Annotated in this window: 23 protein-coding genes; 15 read left to right on the forward strand and 8 right to left on the reverse strand. The window is 43.9% G+C overall.

All coding sequences use genetic code 11. The annotated features are described in order from the left end of the window. Positions 1-17 precede the first annotated feature (17 nt). Entirely contained in the window at positions 18-1,223 is a 1,206-nt protein-coding gene (locus tag A8F94_RS21845; protein WP_066205671.1) for an MFS transporter, read from the forward strand. Positions 1,224-1,346: 123 nt separating this feature from the next. Here A8F94_RS21845 and A8F94_RS21850 read toward each other — a convergent pair whose 3' ends face one another. Further along, positions 1,347-3,134: a TIGR04190 family B12-binding domain/radical SAM domain protein gene (locus A8F94_RS21850; protein WP_066205674.1), complete on the reverse strand. Its 1,788-nt coding sequence runs from the start codon at positions 3,132-3,134 to the stop codon at positions 1,347-1,349. 630 nt (positions 3,135-3,764) lie between these two features. On the opposite strand from A8F94_RS21850, the gene A8F94_RS21855 reads away from it, so the two are divergent. The 5 genes from A8F94_RS21855 to ybaK all read left to right on the forward strand — a co-directional run bounded on the left by A8F94_RS21855 (position 3,765) and on the right by ybaK (position 12,572). Then, on the forward strand, positions 3,765-5,627 hold the full coding sequence (locus A8F94_RS21855) for a GAF domain-containing sensor histidine kinase (RefSeq protein ID WP_066205677.1): 1,863 nt from the start codon (positions 3,765-3,767) through the stop codon (positions 5,625-5,627). Next, positions 5,602-6,249: a response regulator gene (locus tag A8F94_RS21860; protein WP_066205680.1), complete on the forward strand. Its 648-nt coding sequence runs from the start codon at positions 5,602-5,604 to the stop codon at positions 6,247-6,249. The genes A8F94_RS21855 and A8F94_RS21860 overlap by 26 nt, the downstream gene beginning before the upstream one ends. A 171-nt stretch (positions 6,250-6,420) precedes the next feature. Further along, positions 6,421-8,904 carry a S8 family serine peptidase gene (locus A8F94_RS21865; protein ID WP_254660927.1) on the forward strand — a complete coding sequence of 828 codons (2,484 nt, stop codon included), beginning with the start codon at positions 6,421-6,423 and terminating at the stop codon, positions 8,902-8,904. Between the two features lie 204 nt (positions 8,905-9,108). Beyond that, positions 9,109-11,562, forward strand: coding sequence for a S8 family serine peptidase (locus tag A8F94_RS21870; protein ID WP_077247860.1), 2,454 nt, complete (start codon positions 9,109-9,111; stop codon positions 11,560-11,562). 533 nt (positions 11,563-12,095) lie between these two features. Further along, entirely contained in the window at positions 12,096-12,572 is a 477-nt protein-coding gene (gene ybaK / locus A8F94_RS21875; RefSeq protein ID WP_066205683.1) for a Cys-tRNA(Pro) deacylase, read from the forward strand. A 189-nt stretch (positions 12,573-12,761) separates the two neighbouring features. Here the strand turns inward: ybaK and A8F94_RS21880 are convergent, their stop codons facing one another. Beyond that, positions 12,762-13,298, reverse strand: a complete 537-nt coding sequence (locus A8F94_RS21880; RefSeq protein WP_066205688.1) for an HD domain-containing protein — start codon at positions 13,296-13,298, stop codon at positions 12,762-12,764. A gap of 413 nt (positions 13,299-13,711) precedes the next feature. Here A8F94_RS21880 and A8F94_RS21885 point away from each other — a divergent pair, with 413 nt between their 5' ends. The 4 genes from A8F94_RS21885 to A8F94_RS21900 all read left to right on the forward strand — a co-directional run bounded on the left by A8F94_RS21885 (position 13,712) and on the right by A8F94_RS21900 (position 16,242). Further along, positions 13,712-14,815: a PRK06851 family protein gene (locus A8F94_RS21885; protein WP_066205693.1), complete on the forward strand. Its 1,104-nt coding sequence runs from the start codon at positions 13,712-13,714 to the stop codon at positions 14,813-14,815. A gap of 25 nt (positions 14,816-14,840) precedes the next feature. Next, positions 14,841-15,278, forward strand: coding sequence for a hypothetical protein (locus tag A8F94_RS21890; RefSeq protein ID WP_066205696.1), 438 nt, complete (start codon positions 14,841-14,843; stop codon positions 15,276-15,278). A 381-nt stretch (positions 15,279-15,659) separates the two neighbouring features. Then, a complete protein-coding gene (locus tag A8F94_RS21895; RefSeq protein ID WP_066205697.1) occupies positions 15,660-15,866 on the forward strand; it encodes a hypothetical protein in 207 nt (68 codons plus the stop codon). Between the two features lie 172 nt (positions 15,867-16,038). Next, the gene (locus A8F94_RS21900) at positions 16,039-16,242 is read left to right on the forward strand and encodes a hypothetical protein (RefSeq protein ID WP_066205700.1); all 204 of its coding nucleotides are present in this window, start codon (positions 16,039-16,041) and stop codon (positions 16,240-16,242) included. A gap of 64 nt (positions 16,243-16,306) precedes the next feature. On the opposite strand, the gene A8F94_RS25970 is transcribed toward A8F94_RS21900, so the two are convergent. After that, the gene (locus A8F94_RS25970; protein ID WP_175384494.1) at positions 16,307-16,450 is read right to left on the reverse strand and encodes a hypothetical protein; all 144 of its coding nucleotides are present in this window, start codon (positions 16,448-16,450) and stop codon (positions 16,307-16,309) included. A gap of 107 nt (positions 16,451-16,557) precedes the next feature. Here A8F94_RS25970 and A8F94_RS21905 point away from each other — a divergent pair, with 107 nt between their 5' ends. The 4 genes from A8F94_RS21905 to A8F94_RS21920 all read left to right on the forward strand — a co-directional run bounded on the left by A8F94_RS21905 (position 16,558) and on the right by A8F94_RS21920 (position 19,908). Then, a complete protein-coding gene (locus tag A8F94_RS21905; protein WP_066205706.1) occupies positions 16,558-17,046 on the forward strand; it encodes a GNAT family N-acetyltransferase in 489 nt (162 codons plus the stop codon). Positions 17,047-17,114: 68 nt separating this feature from the next. Further along, complete coding sequence (locus A8F94_RS21910; RefSeq protein ID WP_066205709.1) at positions 17,115-17,777, forward strand: DNA alkylation repair protein; 663 nt, start codon at positions 17,115-17,117, stop codon at positions 17,775-17,777. Positions 17,778-17,896: 119 nt separating this feature from the next. Beyond that, positions 17,897-18,754, forward strand: a complete 858-nt coding sequence (locus tag A8F94_RS21915; protein WP_066205712.1) for a Cof-type HAD-IIB family hydrolase — start codon at positions 17,897-17,899, stop codon at positions 18,752-18,754. A 71-nt stretch (positions 18,755-18,825) separates the two neighbouring features. Continuing rightward, on the forward strand, positions 18,826-19,908 hold the full coding sequence (locus tag A8F94_RS21920; RefSeq protein WP_066205715.1) for a PQQ-dependent sugar dehydrogenase: 1,083 nt from the start codon (positions 18,826-18,828) through the stop codon (positions 19,906-19,908). Between the two features lie 72 nt (positions 19,909-19,980). Here A8F94_RS21920 and A8F94_RS21925 read toward each other — a convergent pair whose 3' ends face one another. From A8F94_RS21925 to A8F94_RS21940, 4 genes are all read right to left on the reverse strand, one after another. Continuing rightward, entirely contained in the window at positions 19,981-20,631 is a 651-nt protein-coding gene (locus A8F94_RS21925; protein WP_066205718.1) for a TetR/AcrR family transcriptional regulator, read from the reverse strand. Between the two features lie 21 nt (positions 20,632-20,652). Next, the gene (locus A8F94_RS21930; RefSeq protein WP_066205722.1) at positions 20,653-21,681 is read right to left on the reverse strand and encodes an ABC transporter permease; all 1,029 of its coding nucleotides are present in this window, start codon (positions 21,679-21,681) and stop codon (positions 20,653-20,655) included. Then, complete coding sequence (locus A8F94_RS21935) at positions 21,681-22,406, reverse strand: ABC transporter ATP-binding protein (protein ID WP_066205724.1); 726 nt, start codon at positions 22,404-22,406, stop codon at positions 21,681-21,683. Before A8F94_RS21935 ends, A8F94_RS21930 begins: the two co-directional genes overlap by 1 nt. 177 nt (positions 22,407-22,583) lie before the next feature. After that, positions 22,584-22,949, reverse strand: a complete 366-nt coding sequence (locus tag A8F94_RS21940; RefSeq protein ID WP_066205727.1) for a FixH family protein — start codon at positions 22,947-22,949, stop codon at positions 22,584-22,586. Positions 22,950-23,085: 136 nt separating this feature from the next. Between A8F94_RS21940 and A8F94_RS21945 the strand changes: the two genes are divergently transcribed. Beyond that, the gene (locus A8F94_RS21945) at positions 23,086-23,568 is read left to right on the forward strand and encodes an SRPBCC family protein (RefSeq protein WP_077247861.1); all 483 of its coding nucleotides are present in this window, start codon (positions 23,086-23,088) and stop codon (positions 23,566-23,568) included. Between the two features lie 53 nt (positions 23,569-23,621). On the opposite strand, the gene bshB2 is transcribed toward A8F94_RS21945, so the two are convergent. Beyond that, positions 23,622-24,290 carry a bacillithiol biosynthesis deacetylase BshB2 gene (bshB2, locus tag A8F94_RS21950; protein ID WP_066205730.1) on the reverse strand — a complete coding sequence of 223 codons (669 nt, stop codon included), beginning with the start codon at positions 24,288-24,290 and terminating at the stop codon, positions 23,622-23,624. Positions 24,291-24,330: the final 40 nt, after the last annotated feature.

The following is a 24,330-nucleotide window of genomic DNA, read 5'->3' on the forward strand; positions in this document are numbered from 1 at the left end:
GAAATGTGGGGATCAGTATGGCTAAACAAAAGAATATTTCAGAAAGGAAACTGCTTGGAATTGCCGGCCTTGCCTGGATGTTCGATGCAATGGATGTGGGCATGCTTTCTTTTATTATTGCAGCTTTGAAAGCCGATTGGAATTTGACTCCTGAACAGATGGGCTGGATAGGAAGCGTCAATTCCATTGGTATGGCTGTGGGCGCACTTGTTTTTGGATTGTTTGCGGACCGAATCGGGCGAAAAAATGTTTTAATCATTACACTTCTTTTCTTTTCAATTGGCAGCGGACTTTCTGCTTTCACAACTTCACTGGGTATTTTCCTTATTCTTCGCTTTCTTATCGGCATGGGGCTTGGAGGAGAACTTCCTGTCGCCTCAACACTTGTTTCCGAAAGTGTTCCTGCAGATAGGAGAGGGAAAATTGTCGTCCTCCTTGAAAGCTTTTGGGCATGGGGCTGGCTGATTGCAGCTGTCATTTCCTACTTCATCATTCCGGAATTCGGCTGGCAAATAGCCCTTATTATTAGTGCAATACCAGCTTTATATGCGATTTATTTAAGAGTCCACCTACCCGACTCACCTCGCTTCCAGTCTGGCGAGATAACAAAAAAACCAACTGTTCTAGAAGGAATAAAAACTCTTTGGTCCAAAGAGTATGGGCGCCAGACTGCAATGTTGTGGATTGTGTGGTTTTGTGTTGTGTTTTCCTATTATGGAATGTTTCTTTGGCTTCCAAGCGTTGTAATTGGAAAAGGCTACAGTATGGTTCAGAGTTTTCAATATGTCTTAATTATGACCCTTGCCCAGCTACCTGGTTATTACACAGCTTCGTATTTTATCGAAAAAATAGGCAGGAAATTCGTTCTAATTGTTTATCTTGCCGGAACGGCTGTCAGTGCCTTTTTCTTTGGGACAAGCGACTCACTTACAATGCTGCTCGTGGCTGGAGCCTTTCTGTCCTTCTTTAACTTGGGGGCTTGGGGAGCGTTATACGCCTATTCCCCAGAGCAGTACCCAACCGTTGTTAGGGGTACCGGTACCGGAATGGCGGCGTCGGTTGGCCGGATTGGCGGGGTGCTCGGGCCGCTGCTAGTTCCGTATTTGTCCGCCCAGGGTGCATCCATCCAGGTTATTTTTACAGTTTTCTGTATATCGATTTTAATGGGTGCTGCAGCGGTATTATTCCTTGGAAAGGAAACGAAGAATCAGGAGCTTGTATAAACTTGTTTATTATGGGGTGCCGGTATAAGCCTGCACCTTTTTGATTAAGGAATTCAACAGATAAAACGCCGTGTCAAAAATGAGAAACGACGAAAAAAGAGCCCATAAATGGGCTCCGGAGCTTTACGCGTCAAGATTCACCTCATGACGAATTTTTGGCTGCAGGCGTGAACGGACATTATTTGAATAATCCTGATAAAGCTGTTCAAGGCCAACCATGGCAAGCGAGAAGAAATTTGCGTAATTCTTTTGAACTTCCCACTTTAGCTCATTGCTTCCACAGATACTGTGTTTATTGAGTTCTTCAATTTCCTTCTTAATTGTGGCTAATTCAATTTGATATTTGTCCTCGGGGAGCGTGAGCAAATGGTCAATGCGTATGATATATTCCTGGGATTTTTCTATTTTGTTTTTGATATCTTCATATCCGGCCTGACTAATTAAGTTGTACTTCAGTTTAAATTCGTTCAGGAGCTTGGCTGAATCATATGTTGCATTTACAATATCGTCTCTTGTCATGTCTACGGTTTCATAACTTAGCATATGCTTCCAGGAAGGCTGGGTAATGGCCTTGCGGTGGTCTTCAAGAGTATGGCACAGTTTTTTGTAGCCGTATAGCTCGGGATTTTCAAACGCGGCGCTTGCCGGATCCAGGAATGGGGCAAGCGGTGCCACGAAATAGAACAGGCGTGAATCCTGTCCGCATTCGAGATGAATCCTCTCGGCAAAATCAACATTTTCCAAAGCACTTTGGTATGTTTGATGCGGGATGCCGATCATGAAGAACAAATCGACTTTCTTACAGCCATGCTTCAATGCAGACCGCAATGTTTCAATTACCTTTTTGTTTGTACAATGAAATTTCCCGTTATAGCGGCGAATTTTTTCGTCGTGTGTTTCCAGGGTAAGCTCAATACTGTAATTGGGCACTGCATCATTGATTTGTTTGAAGAAATCTTCATTTGCATATTGAAATAGCTCAAACACTAGTTCATTCTTTAGTTTTATTTGTTTCAGTCTGCTGAAAAACTCTTCCACATATTTTTTGCCTCCTTGCCGAATATCATGGAGAATAAAAATAGGCGCGCGGCTGAAGCGCTGAATAAACTGAATATCATCGACCAATTTTTCCGGGGACCTGAGCGCAAGGGATTTTCGGTTGCAGTTCTGGTCATAACCGTCCTTGGAGCCTCCGCAAATCAAACAATTTTGCGTACATCCACGGGCCGTCAGAATGGCAGTGTTCGGGTATTGCAGCCAGCCATTATACGGGAGGGGATCCATGAAGTTTTTATATTTAAAAACAGACTTAATTGCGTATCGATAGCCGGGTACATCGAATTCATCCAGGTCTTTAGGTACATAGGAAAGAGGATTAAACCCAATTTCAGTGCCGCGTTTCCAAGTAAGGTTTGGTATATCCTCATAATGAGTGTTGCCAAGTTCCAGTTTGTTCATAAGCATGAGGACAAGCTTCTCGGTTGAGTCACCACGCATGACAAAATCAATGCATGGATATTCAATCAAATCTTTATGGTAATACGTAGAGGATAGGCCACCAAACATGATAGGGGTATCCGGGTGGAGCCTTTTTACGATCTTAGCGAGTTCAATACTCCCATGTGCATGTGGAAGCCAGTGAAGATCAATTCCAAAAGCACGGGACTTAATGCCTTTCAGCTTTTTCTCAACGTTGAATTTAGGATCCATCAGCATCCGGTTGGCAATATTGATGATTCTTACCTTTAAACCATAACGCTCCAGATAATCGGCTATCGACGTAATTCCGATAGGGTACATTTCGAAAACTGGGGAAGATGGGACAACATCGCTGATTGGGCCTGCCAGCAGGGAGTTTTCCCTAAAATCATAAACACTTGGTGCGTGTAAAAGGACTAAATCGTACATCATATGGTCACCCTCTTAAAAAATAGTAATTGTGATAAATTTCACAAATGAAAATTGGCATAAATAAAGTATTCATACATAGTAATGTTCTTTTAAATACACTTTAAGTTTATTACAAAAACAATCTGTGACTCTTGCCATTCATTGACAATCAGGTGACAAAGGGCAAGTGGATTTCTATCTATTTTGTGGCAAATGATAATCCCTTTCATTTGTTTAAAGTTGGTTCATTCTTTAGGTTTCAGAACGGGTAGCAGATCTTTCAGGGGAGAGTACGATGTCACGGCATGAAGTGAGAGTGTCTTAGGGGTTCAGCTTTAGTAAAATAAATTATACTACTAAAGTAGTACTTAAAATATGGCTTTTGCTGAATAGTAAGAAAAGAATGGATTTGCCATAATTAAGCCAAACAAACCTATAAGGTTTGTGTCCCAGCATCGGACAGTGGAATTCCATTTGGCCGGTCTGGGTTTTTCATTTCACCACTAAAACTATTGATAGACCACATAATGAAGGCAGCAAAGGGTTCTTTTCAGCATAGAAAAGAGCTTTTTTAATGTACAAAAACGCGAAATTGACTTACAGTGTAATTAACAGAAAATTGAGAAATGTGGTTATTGTGGGGTGACGAGGATGTCTGGAAGTGGGCTGGTCCAGCGGAAGGAAGGAATAGCACGACTGTCGATGGCAGGAATATCAGTGGCCGGAGGGTTAATCCTTCTCCTCACCTTCCCAGGAACAGGGATTCCAGGTGAGTGGATGATATTTGTCCTTCTAGCAGCATTCCTTTGGGTGGTTGAAGTTTATCCAATGCCTGTCTGGCGGGGATTTACGACGATTTCATTCCCGATTGTTTATGCGATACATGTTATGCACAGTTTGGAATATGCTATCTGGACTTTCGGAATCATTGTATTGGCCATAAATATAGTAAAAAGAAGGCCCCTCAGGATTGTTTGCTTTAATCCTGCCCAATTGGTCATCAGCTTTTACGGAGCCATACAGTTTTCGGAACTGGCCGCCAGGATTGGTAACTTTGACGCAAAACCGGCTGTGGTAGCAGGACTTCTTTATATTTCAACGGCGATTGTGCCATTTTATATTTTAAATAATCTGCTTGTGGATTTCATTTTGTTTGTTCGGCCCCAGCCTTACACAAAAAAAATGTGGCGGCAAAAGACCCTCCAGGAATTGAACAGCCTGGCGATATCGTATGTATATCTCGTTTTGTTTGTGGTTCTGGGCAACCAAAATCGCGGCGAAATCGATGTGATCACATTTTTTTTCTTCTTTGCTCCCCTGGTTGGGCTGGCATTGCTCAGTTCAATTATAGTCAGGTTGAGAAAGGAAAAATCAAAGCTAAAAGCATTATTTAGTATTTCCTCAGAATTGAACAAACAAATTGCCTCGAATAATTGGCTTGATTTCCTTGTTGAGAATCTCCCCGAATTTATCGATGTCGATGCCTGCATTTTATGGACAAAAGAAAATGGCCGCTGGAAACGCATATTCTCAACCGGTCTTATTAATGAAGCAGTTGAGTTAAATGAGGACGACTCAAAAGGACTTGATTCTGTCAAAAGGTTCGTAATTTACCTTAATTCGAAACGTGAGGCCGGTCCCGCTTCTCCTTTTTTTCATAAAGAAATCCGGTCGAAAATGTACGCGCCGCTTTTGCTCGATGAAGAGCTTGTCGGGTTATTTGTCTTTGGCCGAAGCAGGACGAAAAGCTTCACCGAAGAGGATGTTCAATCAGCAGTAACACTTGCGAACCAGCTGGCCGTACTTATAAAAACAAAATGGCTATTTTCAGAGGAAGAAAAGAGACTGATTTTGGAGGAAAGGAACCGGATTGCCCGGGACATCCATGATGGGGTGGCTCAGACACTTGCAGGCGCGGTATTGAACCTGGATACAGCAGAAAGGAAATTTTCTAAAGCACCTGACGATTCATTAAGGCTGATCCAGGAGAGTACAGAAAAACTCCGCATCAGCCTAAGGGAGGTCAGGGAGTCCATTTATGCGCTCCGGCCCTATCCAACCGAGAGGGTTGGCCTTCTGACGGCAATTGAGTCACGGATAAAAGCAGTTGAAAAAGAACATTCCATTCATATTGAACTTCAAAAAAGGGGAGTGGAGTTTCCATTAAGCTCAATGACAGAAAAGGTTATTTTTGATATTTTTCAGGAAAGCGTCCAAAACGCAATAAAACACTCAAAGGCATCAAAGATTGAGGTGATGCTCAGCTACCAGAGGGAGAATGTCTTTTTGAAAATTAAAGATGATGGGGTTGGTTTTTCATTGTTCCAGGCCATGATCAAGGCAAGGAATGAGCCTCATTTTGGAATTCTCCATATGAATGAGGCTGCTGAAAAAATCAAGGCCTCCCTCCAGGTTGACAGTAAAGAAGGCGCGGGGACAGAAATCTCATTGACTGTCCCGCGTTTAGGCATAGAAGGGGGAATTGTAGATGATAAGGCTCATGCTGGTCGATGATCATGCGGTACTACGCGATGGTCTGAAAAATATCCTTGCACTTGAAGGAGATATAGAAGTTGTAGGTGAGGCAATTTCAGGGGAGGACGCACTGTCAAAGGTTCCTGAAATCATGCCGGATGTCATTTTAATGGATATTAATATACCAGATAAGAACGGCATTGAAGTAACCGGGATATTGAAAAGAGAGTTCCCTCAAATAAAGATACTCGTCCTTACGATGTTCGACCACGATGAATATTTTATGTCGGCCATCCGTGAAGGGGCAGATGGCTATCTTCTAAAGGATGCTCCTTCCCAGCACGTTGTCGAGGCAATTCGATCGGTTGCAAGGGGCCAATCAGTAATTGCTCCTTCAATGACAAAGAAATTTCTAAGCTTTAACCAGCCCCAGCCTGAACCTCCGAAGGAATCCAAGGATAGTTCATTGACCGAAAGGGAAAAGGAAGTCCTGCTGTGCCTCGTCCAAGGGATGAATAATAAGGAAATTGCCCAGGCTCTATTCATCAGTGATAAAACAGTTAAAATTCATGTCAGCAAAATCTTCAAGAAACTTGACGTGAAGAGCCGTTCACAGGTTGTTATCTATGCGGTTCAGCACCAGCTTGTTCCTCTCCCTTAACGAAACTATTTGGGTAACGCCCTGCTTAAACGGGGCGTTTTTTGATGTCTACTACTTTAGGCTTATTAAAAGTTAGTACCTTTGCAGCCGCAAATATTCCCTGTGTAGAATAGGACTCCAATTTAGTTAATGTAATAATAGAGTTAATAAGTTGGACGGGAGGTCATAATAGTGAAAAGGAAATCATTGATTTTGTCTTTTATGCTTATAGCCAGTATTTTTTTCAGTAGTTTCCAAGCTGTTCCGGGCAAGGCCGCTGCAACCGGCGGAGCTGTGATTGAAAAAGGACTTTTATCCAAACTTGCAGGGAGCCTCGAGCCCCAGCAAGTGATTGTTACATTTAAAGATGATGATACTGTTACACAATCAAAAGTTCTTACGCTTTTGAACTCTCTTGGGCTTGAGAAAGGGGTTGTATTAAAAGAACTTCCAATTGCGGGGGTACTTGCGACAAAGACCCAGATCGAAAAGCTTGCCCAGCATGAACAGGTCTTATCGATCTATCCAAATAAAAAACTAAAGTACGAAAATAAGGAAGCAACGGAATTAACAGGGGTAGACAGGTTAAGGACTGAGGCATCCTTTACAAAGCAGAACGGTGGCATTCCTGTTAACGGGCAGGGTGTGGGGGTTGTCATTAATGACAGCGGTGTTGATGGGACACATAAAGACCACCAGTTTGGGGGCCATCTTGTCCAAAATGTCCTGGGGGCAACAAACCTAAACGCACTGAGTGAACTATTACCAGTTACTTGGGTTGAAAATGTGCCAAATACAGATTCAACCTCTGGCCATGGGACACATGTTGCTGGTATTGTCGGAGGTACTGGTGCAATGTCAAAAGGAGAATATGAAGGGGTTGCACCTGGTGCCAAGTTAATTGGATATGGCTCCGGGGCAGCTGTTGCCATGCTTGATACACTTGGCGGTTTTGATTATGCCCTAACTCACCAGGCAGAATACAATATCCGTGTAATAACGAATTCATGGGGTGATACCGGTGACGCGGGTACAGATTTTGATCCATATCACCCAATCAATATTGCTACCAAGAAGCTTTATGATAGAGGGATTGTTACAGTATTTTCAGCAGGGAATTCAGGACCTGGGGACTCTACCATATCAGGGAACTATAAGAAAGCTCCATGGGTTATCACGGTGGCAGCCGGGACAAAGCAAGGCCAGCTTGCCGATTTTTCATCCCGGGGTGTAAAGGGCAAGGGAGGTACGGTTCTGGTTGGCTCTGAGACATGGAAGTGGGAGGATCGCCCAACTGTCACAGCACCAGGGCAAACGATCATCTCTACCCGTGTTCTTGCACCAGTTGCAGCTCTCGGTGCAACTGATGACATCAACCTTATCCCTCCGGCTTATCTGCCATATTATACAACAATGAGTGGTACATCGATGGCTGCACCGCATGTTGCAGGAATTGTTGCACTATTGCTTGATGCCAATCCTGCCTTGAATCCACTTCAGGTAAAACAAATACTTGAACAAACTGCAACCAATATGCCAGGCCATGAAAGCTGGGAAGTGGGTGCAGGTTATGTCAATGCATACGCGGCAGTTGATGCGGCATTAAACAACCGTTCCTATGGAAAAACATTGAACAGTAATCTCGTTTTTAATTCTACAGCACAAATGAGTACCAAGAGCCAGCAGATTTCATTGGATTATAGCCCTCTGGCGCTAACGAATGAGTCTTCATTTAATGTTCCTGCAGGTTTAACTGAGCTGGTTGCCCGTACGAATGCCTATGGGCTGCTTGGCCAGACCGGCAATACGGTAAACCTCGTCTTGACTGCGCCAGATGGAACGAGATATACATCAGGGATTTACCTGCTCTTCCCGTTATATGTTGACCGCACAGTCCAAGTTGTAAACCCACAGCCCGGTACCTGGAAAGTAAGTGTAGAGGGCCTTGAAGGAGCACTGGCACTACCTGAAACGCTTGCTATCGAGGTTGTTTCAAAACAGGCGGGCAGTTATACAGGACTGAATGATATTGCGGGACATCCTGCCGAATCCGCTATCATGCTTGCTGTATCCAAGAGATTAATTGACGGAAAAAATACAAAGAACTTTGAGCCAGATGCACCATTGAAGCGGTCTGAGCTAGCCCGTTACCTCGTAATGGGGGCCGGGGTAAGGCAACAGCTCCCTATAACAGGTGTAAACAGTGTATCAGACATCAAATCAGCAGATCTGCCATTTGTTGAAGCGGTCCTTGGCAAAGGAGCAGCATTGAAGGACGTTAATCAGGATGATAAAGGCGTTATGCTTCTGGCAGCCGCAGGAAAATTCGCACCGGATGAAAAGGTCACGCGTGCTCAGCTGGCATACTCACTCGTTCAGGCGTTGGGACTAGAGAAAGAGGCTGGGGAATTAAAAGGGCAAGTACTGACAGTCCAGTACAATGGTACGAGGGTGCCAATCCAGGATGCCTCTTCTATCCCGGCAGAGCTGAGGGGACATGTCCAACTCGCCCTTGATATGAATATATTGAACGCTTACTTTTCAGTTGTCCAGGGACCTTTTGATCTTAAACCAACTATTACTGCAAAGTTTGACCCGGGCAAAACAGTAACTAGAGCTGATTACGCAGTGGCGATTACTCGTTATTTCTCCAGCTATCACCCTGCCGCTCAGTAAAACTAACTAAATCAGAGATCCCCGCTGCCAAAGCGGGGATTTTCTACTACCAGGGATATAGACGGTTTTTTATCTATAACTTTCGTATGACATCAAAATAGTACTTTTTCAAAAACAAATTACGCCGTTTGCTGAATAGTAGACCGTTCGGATTTTTACGATAATCATAGTGGGAAACGAAATAAATTTAGGAGGGAAAGCATAATGAAAAAATGGGTATCCGTCATTGTCAGTTTGTTATTATTACTTTCATTATTTGCACCTGGTTTTACGAAAACAAAAGCGGCACTTCTTCCTGCCGTAGTCGACAGCCACCTGGAAAAAGCACTTGAAACAGCAACCGGCAGTCTCCAGGTTATTGTAACCTTTGAAGGAGAAGGTGGACCGTCAACTCCACAGTTGGACCTGCTTAAGAAGCTTGGAATTTCGACCGGTGTAACGATGAAGTCACTGCCGATCGCAGGAGTACTTGCCACAAAAGACCAGATTAAGCAGCTGGCATCATCCGAAGGCGTAAAGTCCCTCTACTTGAATCGCAAGCTTGAATACTATAACTATGACTCAACAGCATTAACTGGCGTGGATAAGGCCAAGACGGATGCAGCCATGCAAAAGGCAAATGGAGGCTTCCCTCTTTCGGGAAAGGGTGTTGGAGTTGTTATCAATGACAGCGGGGTGGATGGAACCCACCGCGACCATGAATTTGGCAAAAACCTTGTTCAAAACGTCCTTGGAAGCATCAATCTAGCTTCGCTTGCACCCGGGATTCTGCCAGTATCGTACCTTGAAAATGTAGTAAATACAGACACAAATTCAGGCCATGGCACGCACGTAGCCGGTACAGTAGGAGGTACTGGGGCAAGTTCAAGCGGTAAGTATGAAGGCGTTGCTCCCGGTGCAGATTTGATTGGATATGGCTCGGGTGCCGCCTTGCTCGTTCTTGATGGAATCGGCGGATTTGATTATGCGATTACCAACCAATCAAGATACAATATCCGTGTTATTACGAACTCATGGGGCGGATCGGGAGCCTTTGACCCGAATGATCCAATCAATATTGCATCAAAGGCGGCCCACGATCGCGGCATTACGGTTCTTTTTGCTGCAGGTAACGAAGGGCCAGCAGAAAATACCCATAACCCTTATGCGAAAGCTCCATGGGTGATCTCGGTTGCCGCAGGTGAAAAAGATGGTTCATTGGCAGATTTCTCATCAAGAGGCACTAAAGGTGTTGGCGGCACATTTGAAATAGGTGGCGAAACCTACACCTGGGAAGACAAGCCAACCATTACGGCTCCTGGTGTAAACATTATCTCAACGAGGGTACTTGCACCAGTTTCTTCACTTGCAATTACAGATGACGCTAACATGATTGAACCAGCCTATTTGCCTTTCTATACATCGATGAGCGGTACATCTATGGCAACCCCTCATGTAGCAGGTATCGTAGCATTAATGCTGGAAGCTGACCCTGCGCTTTCACCGGATGAAATTAAGAAAATCCTTCAGGACACTGCGACCAACATGCCAGGATACGAAACGTGGGAAGCAGGTTCGGGCTATGTTAATGCGTATGCTGCCCTGGAAGCGGTCTTGTTTGGCAAAACGTACGGGAAAACAGTAAATGAAAACCAAACGTTTAATAGTAACGTCAATACAAAAATAGATCGGGTCCCATTCGAAGTGATATATAACCCTATAGTTCCAACCCAACATAAATTTACTGTTTCGGAAGGGGTTTCCCAGCTTACAGCAAGAATTGATGCCTATGGACTGTTGGGACAGACAGGCAACCCAGTTAATCTGGTTTTAATTGCGCCAGATGGAACGGAGTATAGCTCAGGAGTTAATCTCCTATTTGCCCTTTATCCGGACCGTACGGTTTCAGTTACGTCACCAAAGGCAGGGACATGGAAAGCAGAGGTTAGGGGCTTAAGAGGAAATGAACTGAATCCGATCGGGCTTGCATTGCCTGAAACCATGACAGGTTCCCTTGCATTTACAAAGGTAAACGGATATTCAGGGCTCAATGATATCTCCGGCCATGCTGCAGCCTCCGCAATTCAGATGGCGGTCAGTGAAAGGTTAATGGATGGCTATACCGACGGAACTTTCAAGCCAGACCAGTATCTTCTCCGAAAAGAGCTTTCCCGTTACCTTGTTATGGGAGCAGGCATTCGCCAGAATCTGTCAGGGTCTGCAAAGGATGTAGCTGCTGCTGACCTTCCATACGCACTTGCAGCCATAGCAAAGGGTGCAGCTATTAAGGATGGTTTAATTTCACAAAATGGAGTCATGCGCCTTGACTCCAATGGCAACTTCAATCCAAATGGCACGTTTACACGGGCAGAACTGGCATACTCGCTCGTTCAGGCATTGGGCCAGCAGGAACTTGCCAAGGGGCATTCAGGAGATGTAACGTTCCTTTATAATGGGGAAAGAATTGTACTGAAGGATAGTGGCAGTATTCCCGCCGACCTGAAGGGATATGTCCAGGCTGCCATTGCCCTTAATATTCTAAACGTCAAATACAGTGTAAAACAGGGAGCCTTTGATCTGAAGCCGACGATTGAAGCGGTGTTTGAGCCAGCTAAAAAGGTAACGCGTGCTGACTATGCTGTAGCGTCAACCCGATGGTTCCAGGCCTGGTTTCAATAATTATATTGTCACTAATTTATAATTTCCGCTTCAAATTTTGAATGAAGAAGGTATTCTATATAATAGAACGCAAAGGATTCGGGATGATGCCGAATCCTTTTTTTCTTAATAAACCAGACTATAGAATTTTACGACTATGGATAACTCTTTCGTGAAATTTGTGCATTAAACGTGGTTTGGTAAAGGGAGATTAATCTACGAAACCCAGTTTAGTGGATTAATCATGTTCGGTTGAAGGGAGATTAATCTACGAAATCCAGTTTAGTGGATTAATCGTGTTGGGTTGAAGGGAGATTAATCTACGAAACCCAGGTTTGTGGATTAATCGTGAACGGTCGGAGGGAGATTCATCCACAAAACCCAATTTAGTGAATTATTATTCGCCCTCGGGGAAGGAATTTTGGTCTACCAACCCCAATTTGTGCCTGTTACATAAGGAAGTGGCTTCGACAGCATAATGATTGCAGAGGCAGGTGCTCTTACCACAAGCCTCGAAGGCGCTTATGCTTTTGATTATAAGGAGTTGAACCGTTATGTCAGTCGGGAAAACAAATGCAATGAGAATTCTGGATTCAAAAAAGGCCGATTATTCCATGCTCTCCTATGAAACGGGTGATGGAAAAATCGATGGCATATCAGTAGCTGAAAAAATTGGCCGAACAGTTGGGCAAGTGTTCAAAACATTGGTTGCCCAAGGGACATCAAAGGAGATAGTTGTGTTTATCATTCCTGTAGCAGAAGAGCTTGATTTGAAAAAGGCGGCCAAGGCAGCAGGGGAGAAAAAGGTTGAAATGGTACCCGTTAAAGATATACAAAAGCTTACAGGCTATATCAGGGGCGGCTGCTCGCCAATTGGTATGAAGAAGCTGTACAGGACTTTTATGGACAGCAAGGCTCAAGAACAGGAAACTATCATTGTCAGCGCCGGCAAGATAGGCGTGCAAATTGAACTTTCCCCTGATACGCTCGTAGATAGCGTTTGTGCAGAGGTAGTAAACTTAACTAAATAAGATTTAACGTACATACTTTAATATCAGTTTTTTTTGGAATTTCTTTATACTACTTTGTTCGACAAAAGCAGCAGTTATTCCCTAGGAAATACCCCGATTTCTCGAAATTTGGCTGACCGATTCCTTTAAAACTCAGAGGAATGTAAGAATGGCAGTGAGTTTTTTATAATAAGAAACCCTGATCTCCTCCTAAGAGGCCTGGTCAGGGTTTTCTTTTTGCAGTTCTTCATCAATTCGAGAATCCAGACGTATTAAGCTATTCAATGCTCTGTCGTACTCGATTTTCCTGTAATGATGTGCCCCACCTTCCTCCTCATCCTTTTCATCCGCCCATTTAACGATTTGCTGAAGGGGGGTTCTGACAATATCGTTTGTTGGCAGGAAAGAATCGGTGTGAAACAAAATTGCCAATGCTATAGTCTTCGCCTTAACAGGATTTTCACCAAGTCTAATTAATAACTTGTGTGCCCGTTCGGCGCCCTTAATGGCATGAATATCATTCTTCTTGTATAAATCATAATCCCACTTGCCATTCCGATACCAGGTGTAGTGGCCCATGTCATGAAGAAACCCAGCTTTTGCTGCAATGTCTACGTCTTGGCCGTGGTCTTTTGCCAAACTGAAAGCATGATAGGCAACCGCAATAGCATGGGCCATTCCTGAACGGTTCAAGTATTTTTGAGCAATGTGGTGCCTGAAAATCTGTTCAAGTGTTACGTCCCTCATCATACTCCTCCATTAATTGTTTTTCAAATGAGTTTATCATGTCCGTATCCACGGATGAAATGCAACTTTTTTATCCCGCATTAAGGATCAGTAAGCCTATTTCAGAGGCTAAAAGTTCCTTAATGCCCGATTGGTTTAACTAACCATTAGCAAAAATCACTGATGGATTTTCACTTTATGCAGAAAAAGACTCCAGAATCGGAGTCCTTTCCTTAATATATATGTGAACCGCCCCGGGGCGGAGAATGCGTTGTTACAGCTACTATTCCCGGGATATTTCGTTTTAAACTCGTTGCGGTGAATGTTGGTTTTTGGTGAAAATCTTTCACCATGTGGGCATTCACCCATGGGCGGATTCGTGCATACGATAGTGGGTGAAACAATCTATTTGTTTAAATAAGGGGTGTGTGCAAGTGGCGGGAAAGATTAGGAATTACTTTGCCGGTGGAAATACGGCAAGGGGCTTTCACAGTTTGTATGACTCCAATCTGCAGGGACTTGAAAAGCTGTTCATCCTAAAGGGCGGGCCTGGGACGGGTAAATCTTCCTTAATGAAGGCAATTGGCAGGGAGTGGACCGAGCGGGGCTTAGACATTGAGCTTCTTCATTGCTCATCAGATAATCAATCGATTGATGGTGTCATTATTCCAGCGTTAAAGGTTGGTATTGTAGACGGAACATATCCACATGTAATTGAGCCATCAGCACCCGGGGCAATTGAAGAATATATAAATCTTGGTGAAGCATGGGACTCATCGGCTCTAAAGCTGCAAAAAGACAAAATTCTCGGGTTAAACAAGAAAATTGCAGAAGCCTTTAAGACGGCGTATTCAACTTTTAAGGATGCGCTCGAAATCCACGATGAATGGGAATTGATTTATATACAAAGTATGGATTTCCAAAAGGCAGACGAACTGACTGGAAAGCTGATTGATCAGTTTTTTGGAAAAATCAAGCTAAATAAATCAAGCGACGTCCGCCACAGATTCCTCGGTGCGGCTACGCCTGCAGGTGCCGTAGACTTTGTTCCAAGCCTTACCGAGGATATACAAAAGAGATATTTTATCAAGGGCCGTCCTGGCAGCGGCAAGTCCACAATGCTAAAGAAACTTGCTAAAGGTGCAGAAGACCGGGGTATTGACGTTGAGGTTTACCATTGTGGCTTTGATCCACACAGTCTCGACATGGTTATTTTCCGTGAGATTGGAATTGCCATTTTTGACAGTACCTCCCCACATGAATACTTTCCGAGCCGTGATGGAGATGAAATCATTGATATGTATGAGCTCTTGATAGCGCCTGCAACGGATGAGATTTTTGCGGGTAGGCTTGAGTCGATTGCAGGAAGGTATAAGGCAAAAATGAAGGAAGCAACTTCCCATTTGGCAAGAGCCAAAGAGCTGCATGATGAATTGGAAGCAATTTATATACCTGCCATGGATTTTAAAAAGGTAGATTCAATCCGTGATAAGGTTGCTGGCCAAATTCGTACTATGGCAGAGGTAAAAGTCCACTAAGGATAAAACTCAAGGAGGAATTACATTGGATTACACTAATAATTTCTATCCATACGGGTATGTTCCCGGTCAGGAACAAGATGATGTAAGACAGTCTCAGCAATTCCCAGGTGGAGGAGGGTTCCCAGGCGGAGGAGGATTCCCGGGCGGAGGGGGATTCCCGGGCGGAGGAGGATTCCCAGGTGGAGGAGGCTTTCCAGGAGGAGGCCAGGATGGACCACCATCCGGACCGCCTCCCTTTGCGACACCGCTGGAATCCCAGGCTACGTTCGCGGTTGACCCGGGAGGGATTAGGTTTTGCCTTCACCGCTACACATTCATTTGGCTGAATAATGGCAACAGCTTCTGGTTCTTCCCAATATTTGTAGGAAGGACATCCGTTGCTGGTTGGCGTTGGAGAAGAGGGCGCTGGTCATTTTATGGAACAGACCTAAGGAGAATCCGTTCCTTCAGGTGCTTCTAGTTACTCAAAGAGTGCGTGCGGGTTATCAACTTCCTGCACGCACTCTTTGTTATTCATTCTCAAAGTAAGCTGCAAACTCCAGATCGTCTTCCCGGCCGAGGCTGTTGCGAAGTACAGCAACCAGTGCTGAGCAGTGTCCCTATTGCGTTAATGAAGCATCAGCGAGGGGCCTAAATTCCCGCAATTCTTTCAAAACATTCCTTTCGGGAAACTGGTTCCAGACGAGATATCGAGGCATTAAAAGCTTCCAGGTCCTCAGGGAGCTTTAGAAAGTGGTGTTTCGATTTTCCTCACCCTTTTTTCCTCATTAATGGAGAAATGTCAGGGTTTGAATCAACAAGGAAACGAGAAAACTTAGGATAAGACGAAGGAGGGATCTATATGGCCAAAGAAAATAAAAATGAAGCGATTGAAACGAATCTTGAATTGGATAAAAAATTGACAGGCGGCAACAGTGCCAATCAGGGTGATGCCACCCCAAAAAATAAAACGGAGCAGGCCAATCTTTCTTTACAGGAAGAGTTTTACGGGGAAAAAGACGAAGGCCCAACCATGAGGACGAATATTTATCAGCAGCCAAAGGATTAACTTAATTGCATCAAGTTGAAACCAAACAGGAAACAATACGTAAATAAGGTATAGACATAAGGCCAGCACGTTTACATGTGCTGGTCTTAAATGGAAAAATATTGTTCAATATTTCACAAGGAGGGGTTAGTGGAGAAATTAGGAAGTTCCGAAGCAAAAAGGAGGTGTTAACATGGCGGAAAGCAAGGGCAATACCCGCAAAAGGGTGTTCACGTTTGTTGTTCTCGTTTCCATCGTCCTTGCGCTGTTTACTGCACAGATAGAGGTTATTTGGATCAAAAAAGTGTTTTGGATATTTCTCGCGTTGATTGACTTTGCATTTTCGGATACGGCCCACGAAATATATCAACAAGTTTGGGAGGATTATCATCAATGAGTATAACAAGATAAGCCCGAGCCGCAGCAGACATCTGCAGCCGGGCATTTTTTATGACCCTCTGTTATTTTGATTTAGTGTTCTGGGTTTTGCCCCGCACATTCCCCTTGCTATTATCCCCACTGTTTTCAAGAGCGATGTCCATTTGATTATGTCCAGCCTCCGGAGAGTTTTGATTATTGCTCCCCTTGTTGAATTTTTTAGTCACCTTCCTCACCCCCTCAAGCTTCCTTAGTAGTTTGGCAACCAATTCGGGAATCATGCAAAGTTCCATAAATGATAAAATAGAAATAGAAACTATTTAGGAGTGGAATAATGGACATTACTTTGATAAAGGCGGAATGTGACCATGCCGAAATTATAAAAAATATGTATGCTCTTTATTTGCATGATTTATCGGCCTTTTCGGATTCCCTTAGGGAAAATAGTAAGGGAACCTATGAATTTGATTCATTCTCACTGCTTTGGGAGAAGGAAGGAGTCAACCCGTATTTTATTCTAGCAAACGGTGAAAAAGCCGGATTTATCCTCCTGCTCGAGCCTCCATTTACCAAGAAAATTGATTATCTCATTAATGATTTTTTTATTTATAAGCGATTCAGAAAAAGAGGGGTTGGATTGAGAACGGCACAGCTTCTATTTGAACAAAAACCAGGCAGTTACTTTGTTGCCCAGCTTGAACGAAATCAGCCTGCAGTCAGGTTTTGGCATCGTGTTTATACCAATCTCGGAATTCCTTATGAGGAGTATAAAGATAATGAGGAAAATGAGAAAATCCTTTGCCAGGAGTTTCTCGTCCAGTAAAAAAGGGCTGAATAACAAAGGTTTGGAAAGGATAAATCCAGAGGGAAAACTGGGGGGGAGTATGTGGGATGGATGAGCTTAAAGAAATCCGCGCGTTATTTGAGAAGCACCGAAACCCTGTTAATGCGGAGAACATGAAAAAGTACATGAAGGATTTATTTCCGTTCCTGGGTTTGAAAATGCCTGAACGTAAGATGCTAGAACGGGAATTTTATACAAAAACGGGGCTGTTAAAAAGACCCTTTAACAGGTCATTTGTCGAAGAATTATGGAAGCTGCCGGAGCGTGAATACCAATATGTGGCGCTTGGTTATATAGAGAAATTCTGCAAGAGGCTTGGTACTGAGTCGCTTCCTCTTTTAACATGGATGCTTACCGAAAAATCCTGGTGGGATACAGTTGATGCGCTTGCGACGAAGCCAGTTGGAATGCTAGCGAAACAATATCCTGAAATCCAAAGTGTTATGGACGATTGGGCAAAATCTGAAAATATGTGGCTGCGGCGTACAGCTATCCTGCATCAACTTAAATATAAAAACGAGACAGATGAACAACGATTGTATACATACATCAGTCAAAATGCGTACAGCAAGGAGTTTTTTATCCAAAAGGCAATTGGCTGGGCGCTCCGGGAATATTCGAAATCAAATCCAGAATCAGTGAAGAAGTTTATCTTGAGTACTGAGCTTGCCTCACTAAGCAGGAGGGAAGGATCAAAATACCTCGGGTAAGCGGGACAGCCGGGGATTTCACCAACAGGGAGTCCTGGAACGGGATTGATAAAAAGAAATACGGTAGAATGGCAGGGAAAGAAAGGCGGATTGACGCTTGCGAATGGAGAGATAACATCATGATAAAGTGTATTGCATCTGATATGGACGGGACGCTTCTTACATCGGGACAGGAGATTACTCAGGAAAACTGCGAGGCAATTAAAGCAGCCCAGAGTATGGGGGTCGAGTTTGTTGTTGCGACCGGCCGTTCCTACCTGGAAGCCAAATTTGTTCTTGAAGAGGCCGGTATCGTTTGCCCAATGATATGCGTAAACGGGGCAGAAATACGGTCCGAGGAGGGGATGGTCCTTGCTTCCCAGCCACTTGGCAACGCTGAAGTAAGACAAATTGCAAAGTGCCTTGAGGAGAGCGGAGTGTATTTTGAACTGTATACAAGCAAAGGGACTTTCACCGACAGTTATGATAAGGCAGTTACCATCATGTCCGATATCCTTTTGACTGCCAATCCGGAAGCAGATGTAGAAAAGGTCCTTGCTGCTGCTAAAGAAAGGTTTCATAAAGGGCTGGTAAAAAAAGTTGAAAGTTATGCGCCTCTTTTGGAAGAAAATACAGAAATCCTGAAATTTCTGGCGTTTTCGCTTGATCCAGACACTCTCGCCAACGCAAGAACAGCTCTTGCCGGTATCCCGGATATTGCAATTAGTTCATCGGGAGCAGAAAATATTGAAATCACTTCATTAACTGCTCAAAAGGGGATTGCTCTTGAGGCGTTTACCAAGAAGCGGGGCATATCCCTAAACGAGACAATGGCTATCGGCGATAATTATAATGATGTTTCGATGTTTAAAAAGGTTGGACTGCCAGTTGGGATGGGGAATGCACCAAATGAAATAAAGGCTTTATGTTCAGAAGTTACGTCCACAAACGAGGAGAATGGTGTTGCAAATGCAATTGTAAAGATGCTAGGCCAATAGTAAGGTCGACCGTACGGCTATTAATTTGATGGGATAGGGCTTATACATTGAAGGCGGGAGGAGCTGTATCAATGAGAAAATGGATTTCCATTTTGGCAGTCACAGCGGCAGTCTTAACAGGATGTACATCAAACAGCGATGGGGTCACGCCAAATGGTAAGGTTCAAAATGGCGATGAAGCAGTCAGTGTCCAGGGGTATGAAGTTCTTGCCGAAAATCTGGAGGTCCCGTGGTCGATAGCCAAGTCAGGTGAAACGTTTTTTATTACCGAAAGGCCTGGCACAATTGCAAAAATAGAAAATAGTCAATTGGAAAGGCAAAAGGTTGAACTAAAGAAAACACTTTCGGATGCTTCCGAAGCCGGATTGCTTGGCTTTGTCCTACACCCAGACTTTCCAAAGCAGACTTCTGCCTTTGCTTATTACACGTATCATGATGCCGTCGGCCAAAAGAATCGGGTGATTGTCCTAAGCTATGATGGCACCGGTTGGAGGGAGGAAGAAACACTTCTTGATGGTTTGCCAAGCGGCCCGGTTCATCATGGCGGCAGGCTTGAAATCGGGCCGGATGGAAAACTGTATGTTACTGCAGGGGACGCGGCCAAGCCGGAAACTGCCCAGGATCCCACGACACTTGGCGGCAAAATCCTTCGCATGAATCTGGATGGCAGCATACCGGCTGACAATCCATTTTCCAATTCCTATGTATATAGTTATGGCCACCGGAACCCTCAGGGGATTGCCTGGTTATCGGATGGAACGATGTATGCAAGTGAACATGGCCAGTCCGCCCATGACGAAATAAACCGAATAGAAGCCGGTAAAAACTATGGGTGGCCAACTATCACCGGTGATGAAAAGCAGGGAGGAATGGAAACCCCACTCTTTCATTCAGGGAATGAGACTTGGGCTCCTTCCGGCATGAGTACGGATGGAGAGAAGTTATATGTAGCGACATTAAGAGGAAATGCTGTTCGGGAATTCGATGTAAAAGCTGATACAACCAGAGTATTAATTAACAAGTTGGGCAGGATTCGTGATGTACTTGTTGATGGTGAATATTTATATTTTGTCAGCAATAATACGGACGGACGCGGTGATCCTATGGAGAAAGATGATAAGCTTTACCGGATTTTATTAACGGAACTGCAATAAGCCGTGCTCAACCAGTGTTAAAATGATCTAAAAAAGTGCAGCCTGCCGAATCATTTCGGCAGGCTCTAATGATTACTTCTTTGAAGTGCCAAGCCCATGCAAAATAAATTGGATCGTGCGCTCCATTTCTGTATCGTCATCCCAGTGTCCTTCTTCAAAGAATAAGTATTTGGCTATAAAGAAGCCAATAATGGAGGATGCGGTCAACCTTAGTGCGCTCGGTGTGGGGATATCGATGATTTCCCCCTTTTTCCTGTAGTAGTCTGCAAGTTTTGTATACCGTTCATATAGCCTGGATGCGACGTGTTCCTTGAATTGCTCCCGCAGCTCAGGCTGGAATGGAATCTCCTGGACAAGAATTCGGATAATGTTGCTGTTTTTCTCTATAAACTCACGGCGGTTGATGAACATGGCGCGAAGGAACTCTTCGTAGGTTTCGAACCTTTTGTTGAGGACCTTTTCAAGGTCCCTTATAACAAAAGGTGCCACGAGTTTTGCCATGACAGGTGATACAATATTAATCAACAAATCTTTTTTGGTTTTGTAATGTCGGAAGATTGTTCCTTCGGCAACACCGGCTTTTTTTGCAATTTCATTTGTGGATGTTGCAGCGTAGCCTTTTTGGGAAAAAGACTCAATGGCAGCAATCAGAATTTTCCTTTGTTTTTCTGTCATTTCCCCTTCTTCAAAAAGATCTTCGATGGATGTGTCAATATCAGCCATCGTATCCCCTCCCTTCCTTCATTATATTTTTCGGTGCTTTCGAATCGCTATACTATTCAAAACCATGAACAGAATTGACAATCCAAATAGAAGCAGCAAATCAGGATAAATTTCTCCTAGTCCGTATCCCCTCACCATGACATCACGCATTGCATCAGCTGCATAATAGAGAGGAGTCAATGGTCCAATCCAGCTAAGCCAATCGGACATTGTTTCAATGTTGAATAACCCTGAAAAAAACACCTGTGGTACGATGACGAGTGGAATGAATTGGATGATTTGCATTTCGTTATTCGCAAAAGCTGAAAGCAGGATCCCGAGTGTCAGGGCGGTAAGGGAAAGCAGCAGGGTCGTCACAAGAACGAGGAGGAATGACCCTTCCATAAGCATATCAAGAATATAAATACCGTACCAGGCGATGATGGCTGCCTGGATGGTGGTAAAGATTCCAAATCCAAGCACATATCCGAGTACAATTTCCCACCTTCGAAGCGGGCTAGCCAGCAGTCTTTCTAGAGTGCCGCTTGTTCGTTCCCTCAGGAAAGATACACCAGCTATCAAAAATACAAAGAAAAATACAAAGTATGCCAGCAGGACAGGGCCAAAATAATCAAACTGGCTCATAGATTCGGAACCATGCATATATTTTACCGAAAATGCCTGTGTTTCAGTTTTTGGCATAACCGGAGCAAGAGCAGACTGTAGCCAAAGCATGAAAGCCCTATTCGCCGTCGGGTCACTTCCTTCGAGTAAAATTGATGGTTTGATGCCTTCAAATATCAAATATCCGTCCAATTCTCGGTCCTTTAGGGCCTGTTTGGCGGCTGGTTCAGAGTCAAAATTCTTTATTTCAGCATCCGAAAGATCCAATTGTTCCTTGAGCTGTTCTGGGATGTCGACGAGTCCTACCTTAGGAATATAATCCTTGCCGTTAAAAACAAGGTTCAGCATAGTTAGAATTAAAATCGGAGCCAGGATCATTAACGCCATTGTTCGTTTATCGCGGAAAAATTGCTTAAGAATCCGGATAATAAGTGCGCGTATCCTCATTAGAAGGCACCCCCATAAACAAGAAATGCTTGTTCAATTGTTTCTGTTCCCGTATTCGCTTTCAGTTCGCCTGGAGTACCAATCGCAATCAATTCACCATTCCGGATCATTCCAAGCCGGTCACATTTTTCTGCTTCGTCCATAACATGGGTCGTAACAATAATCGCTGTTCCGGCTTCCTTCAGCTCATAAAACTGATCCCAAATACCTTTACGTAGAACGGGATCGATACCCACGGTTGGTTCATCAAGGATTAATAGAGTCGGTTCATGCAGCATGGCTGCCGCAAGTGAAAGCCTTCTTTTCATTCCTCCTGAAAAGGCCGAAACGGGTTTGTTCAAGTCATCTCCGAGCTGGACCAGATCCATGACTTCCCTAATTCGCTCCTGCCGTTTCCTTCCCTTTAGGCCATACAATGCCGCAAAAAATTCGAGATTGTCCTTTGCCGATAATTCAGCATAAAGCGCATCTGACTGCGACATATAACCGGCTTTTTCAACCAGTTTAAGTGAAGGCATTTTTTCGCCGAAAAGCCAGTTCTCCCCTTCCGTAGGAATTTCAAGGCCAATCAACTGCCGGACAATTGTCGTTTTCCCTGCCCCCGAAGGACCAAGCAACCCAAAGATTTCTCCGCGTCTGATTTCGAGATTAATATTCTTTAAGACTTGCTGGCGGCCAAATGATTTAGAGACATCTTTAATAGAAACGATTGGTTCAGAGCCCATTGACGCCCACCTCTCTTTAGTAAGGAGAACAGAGTGAGTAATCACTCATTGTTCAAGTTCATTATATGATAGTCGCTCCGTTAAATGAAGTGAACCTACTATTTTTAAAAAATATATTTTTCGACAAAAAAGCCCCGGCTTTTGGCTGGGGATGATTGGGGCTGACATTGCTGATCATTATTGTGCTGGCTTTACTGTATATTCCATCTCTTTTTTCGTTTCCTTATTACCGTTTTTAATCGTCATCTCAATTTTGTATTTTCCTGTCATAGGAATTTTAACAGTGCCCGAGTAGACGCCATCCTTTTCTTCTTTAAACCTGGTTTGAGAGGCACCGTGAGCCATTTGGACCATATCCGTTTCTGCTACAATATCCAGGCCTTTTGCCGGCTTATCATTTTCTGTGACTCGAATGGTGAACGGAACTTCCTCATTTGAAGCATAGAGCGGCTGCATAAGGGTAACCGTGTATTCCGGGCCTGAGTTGCATCCCGAAGCAAGCAATACAATGAAAAGCAAGGGAAAACAGATTTTTTTTAGCAAAGGAACTCCCCCTTTTGAATGATAAAAAGTTTACCTCCTAGGCTTGTATTTGGCTATTAAAATTTACCCCTCACTGGAAAAAAAGAAACAGAGTCAGCCCCAATCAAGGAAATCATCAATTAAAAAGGCTATAATAATGTCTAACGTTATTGAGAGAGGTGCAATGAATTTGGCCGATTTTGAATCAAGTGTCGTCATTAATAAACCAGTTGAAGAAGTTTACCACTATGTAAGCAGCATGGAAAACATGCCCGAGTTTATGCCAAACATAGTCAAAATAGACAAGCCAGGAAAAGAGCCGTTGAAACCAGGCGATAAGGTGGTAGAAACGCGGCTCATTCGCGGCCGTGAGACAACCACTGAACTTGAAATTCTCGAAAATGAAGAAAATAAACGCTTTTCTTACCGAAGTGAAGTAAATGGTCTCCAGACCACTTACAGCTACACGTTTAACCAAGCAGAAAATGGAACAAACGCTCACTTTGAGGCAACGATTAAAACGACTGGCCTGAAGATGATGCTGACGAAACGATTAATTGTTAATATGCTTAAAAAAGAAGATGGGAATCAAATGATATACTTGAAAGATTCAATGGAAGGAACAGGGCCATCGCTTTAACTTTGAAAAAGATGCACTAAAAAACCGGACAGCTGAGCTGATCCGGTTTTCTGTTAGTCCAATTCATATGTCCAAAATCGTTCATTGTTGACCCAGACCATCATTTGAGGATCTTGGTTCTTCAACTTTTCTTCCATATCCTTAATAGTCCAGGATGTTTGCGATATATGGGCCTTGATTGCTGCGAGCTTTTTATCCACTACCGGTGTAATATCATGGACAATATCTGCTTCCCCAAGCTCTTCAACGCAATTGTTGGAAAATGCGACACAGTGAAGCTTCGGCCTTTTTTCCTTTGGCAACCCGCTTACTGCCCTGACAACTGCCCTTCCTGTTGCATCATGGTCAGGGTGAACGGAGTAACCAGGATAAAAAGTGATGATGAGGGATGGATTTGTTTCCTCAATAATGGAGGCGATGTTTGCTGCCAGCTTTGCCTCATCTTCGAATTCAACAGTCTTATCCCTATATCCGAGCATACGCAGATCCTCAATTCCAAGTACCCGCGCTGCCTCCTGAAGTTCCTTACGGCGAATAGAGGGAAGGGATTCTCTCGTTGCAAAGGGAGGATTCCCCATATTCCGCCCCATTTCTCCAAGAGTGAGGCATGCATATGTTACTGGGGTTCCCATTTTTACATGGGAAGCAATCGTCCCTGATACCCCAAAAGCCTCATCATCCGGGTGCGGAAAGACGACAAGTACATGGCGTTCTTTCTCCATACTATCTCTCCTTTTGTCGGCCGGCTCTTCTTCTCCAGCC

Source organism: Bacillus sp. FJAT-27225, assembly GCF_001685025.1.
In the GTDB taxonomy this organism is placed as follows: Bacteria; Bacillota; Bacilli; order Bacillales; family Cytobacillaceae; genus Bacillus_D.

Excerpts from the sequence above, each read along its gene's own strand:
- A8F94_RS21900 (WP_066205700.1), top strand. The coding sequence starts at position 16,039 with ATGGCGGAAAGCAAGGGCAATACCCGCAAAAGGGTGTTCACGTTTGTT.
- A8F94_RS21855 (WP_066205677.1), top strand. The coding sequence starts at position 3,765 with ATGTCTGGAAGTGGGCTGGTCCAGCGGAAGGAAGGAATAGCACGACTG.
- A8F94_RS21870 (WP_077247860.1), top strand. The coding sequence starts at position 9,109 with ATGAAAAAATGGGTATCCGTCATTGTCAGTTTGTTATTATTACTTTCA.
- A8F94_RS21845 (WP_066205671.1), top strand. The coding sequence starts at position 18 with ATGGCTAAACAAAAGAATATTTCAGAAAGGAAACTGCTTGGAATTGCC.
- A8F94_RS21880 (WP_066205688.1), bottom strand. The coding sequence starts at position 13,298 with ATGAGGGACGTAACACTTGAACAGATTTTCAGGCACCACATTGCTCAA.
- A8F94_RS21910 (WP_066205709.1), top strand. The coding sequence starts at position 17,115 with ATGGATGAGCTTAAAGAAATCCGCGCGTTATTTGAGAAGCACCGAAAC.
- ybaK (WP_066205683.1), top strand. The coding sequence starts at position 12,096 with ATGTCAGTCGGGAAAACAAATGCAATGAGAATTCTGGATTCAAAAAAG.
- A8F94_RS21925 (WP_066205718.1), bottom strand. The coding sequence starts at position 20,631 with ATGGCTGATATTGACACATCCATCGAAGATCTTTTTGAAGAAGGGGAA.
- A8F94_RS21935 (WP_066205724.1), bottom strand. The coding sequence starts at position 22,406 with ATGGGCTCTGAACCAATCGTTTCTATTAAAGATGTCTCTAAATCATTT.
- A8F94_RS21920 (WP_066205715.1), top strand. The coding sequence starts at position 18,826 with ATGAGAAAATGGATTTCCATTTTGGCAGTCACAGCGGCAGTCTTAACA.
- A8F94_RS21945 (WP_077247861.1), top strand. The coding sequence starts at position 23,086 with ATGTCTAACGTTATTGAGAGAGGTGCAATGAATTTGGCCGATTTTGAA.
- A8F94_RS21905 (WP_066205706.1), top strand. The coding sequence starts at position 16,558 with ATGGACATTACTTTGATAAAGGCGGAATGTGACCATGCCGAAATTATA.
- A8F94_RS21915 (WP_066205712.1), top strand. The coding sequence starts at position 17,897 with ATGATAAAGTGTATTGCATCTGATATGGACGGGACGCTTCTTACATCG.
- A8F94_RS21930 (WP_066205722.1), bottom strand. The coding sequence starts at position 21,681 with ATGAGGATACGCGCACTTATTATCCGGATTCTTAAGCAATTTTTCCGC.
- A8F94_RS21895 (WP_066205697.1), top strand. The coding sequence starts at position 15,660 with ATGGCCAAAGAAAATAAAAATGAAGCGATTGAAACGAATCTTGAATTG.
- bshB2 (WP_066205730.1), bottom strand. The coding sequence starts at position 24,290 with ATGGAGAAAGAACGCCATGTACTTGTCGTCTTTCCGCACCCGGATGAT.
- A8F94_RS21860 (WP_066205680.1), top strand. The coding sequence starts at position 5,602 with ATGATAAGGCTCATGCTGGTCGATGATCATGCGGTACTACGCGATGGT.
- A8F94_RS21850 (WP_066205674.1), bottom strand. The coding sequence starts at position 3,134 with ATGATGTACGATTTAGTCCTTTTACACGCACCAAGTGTTTATGATTTT.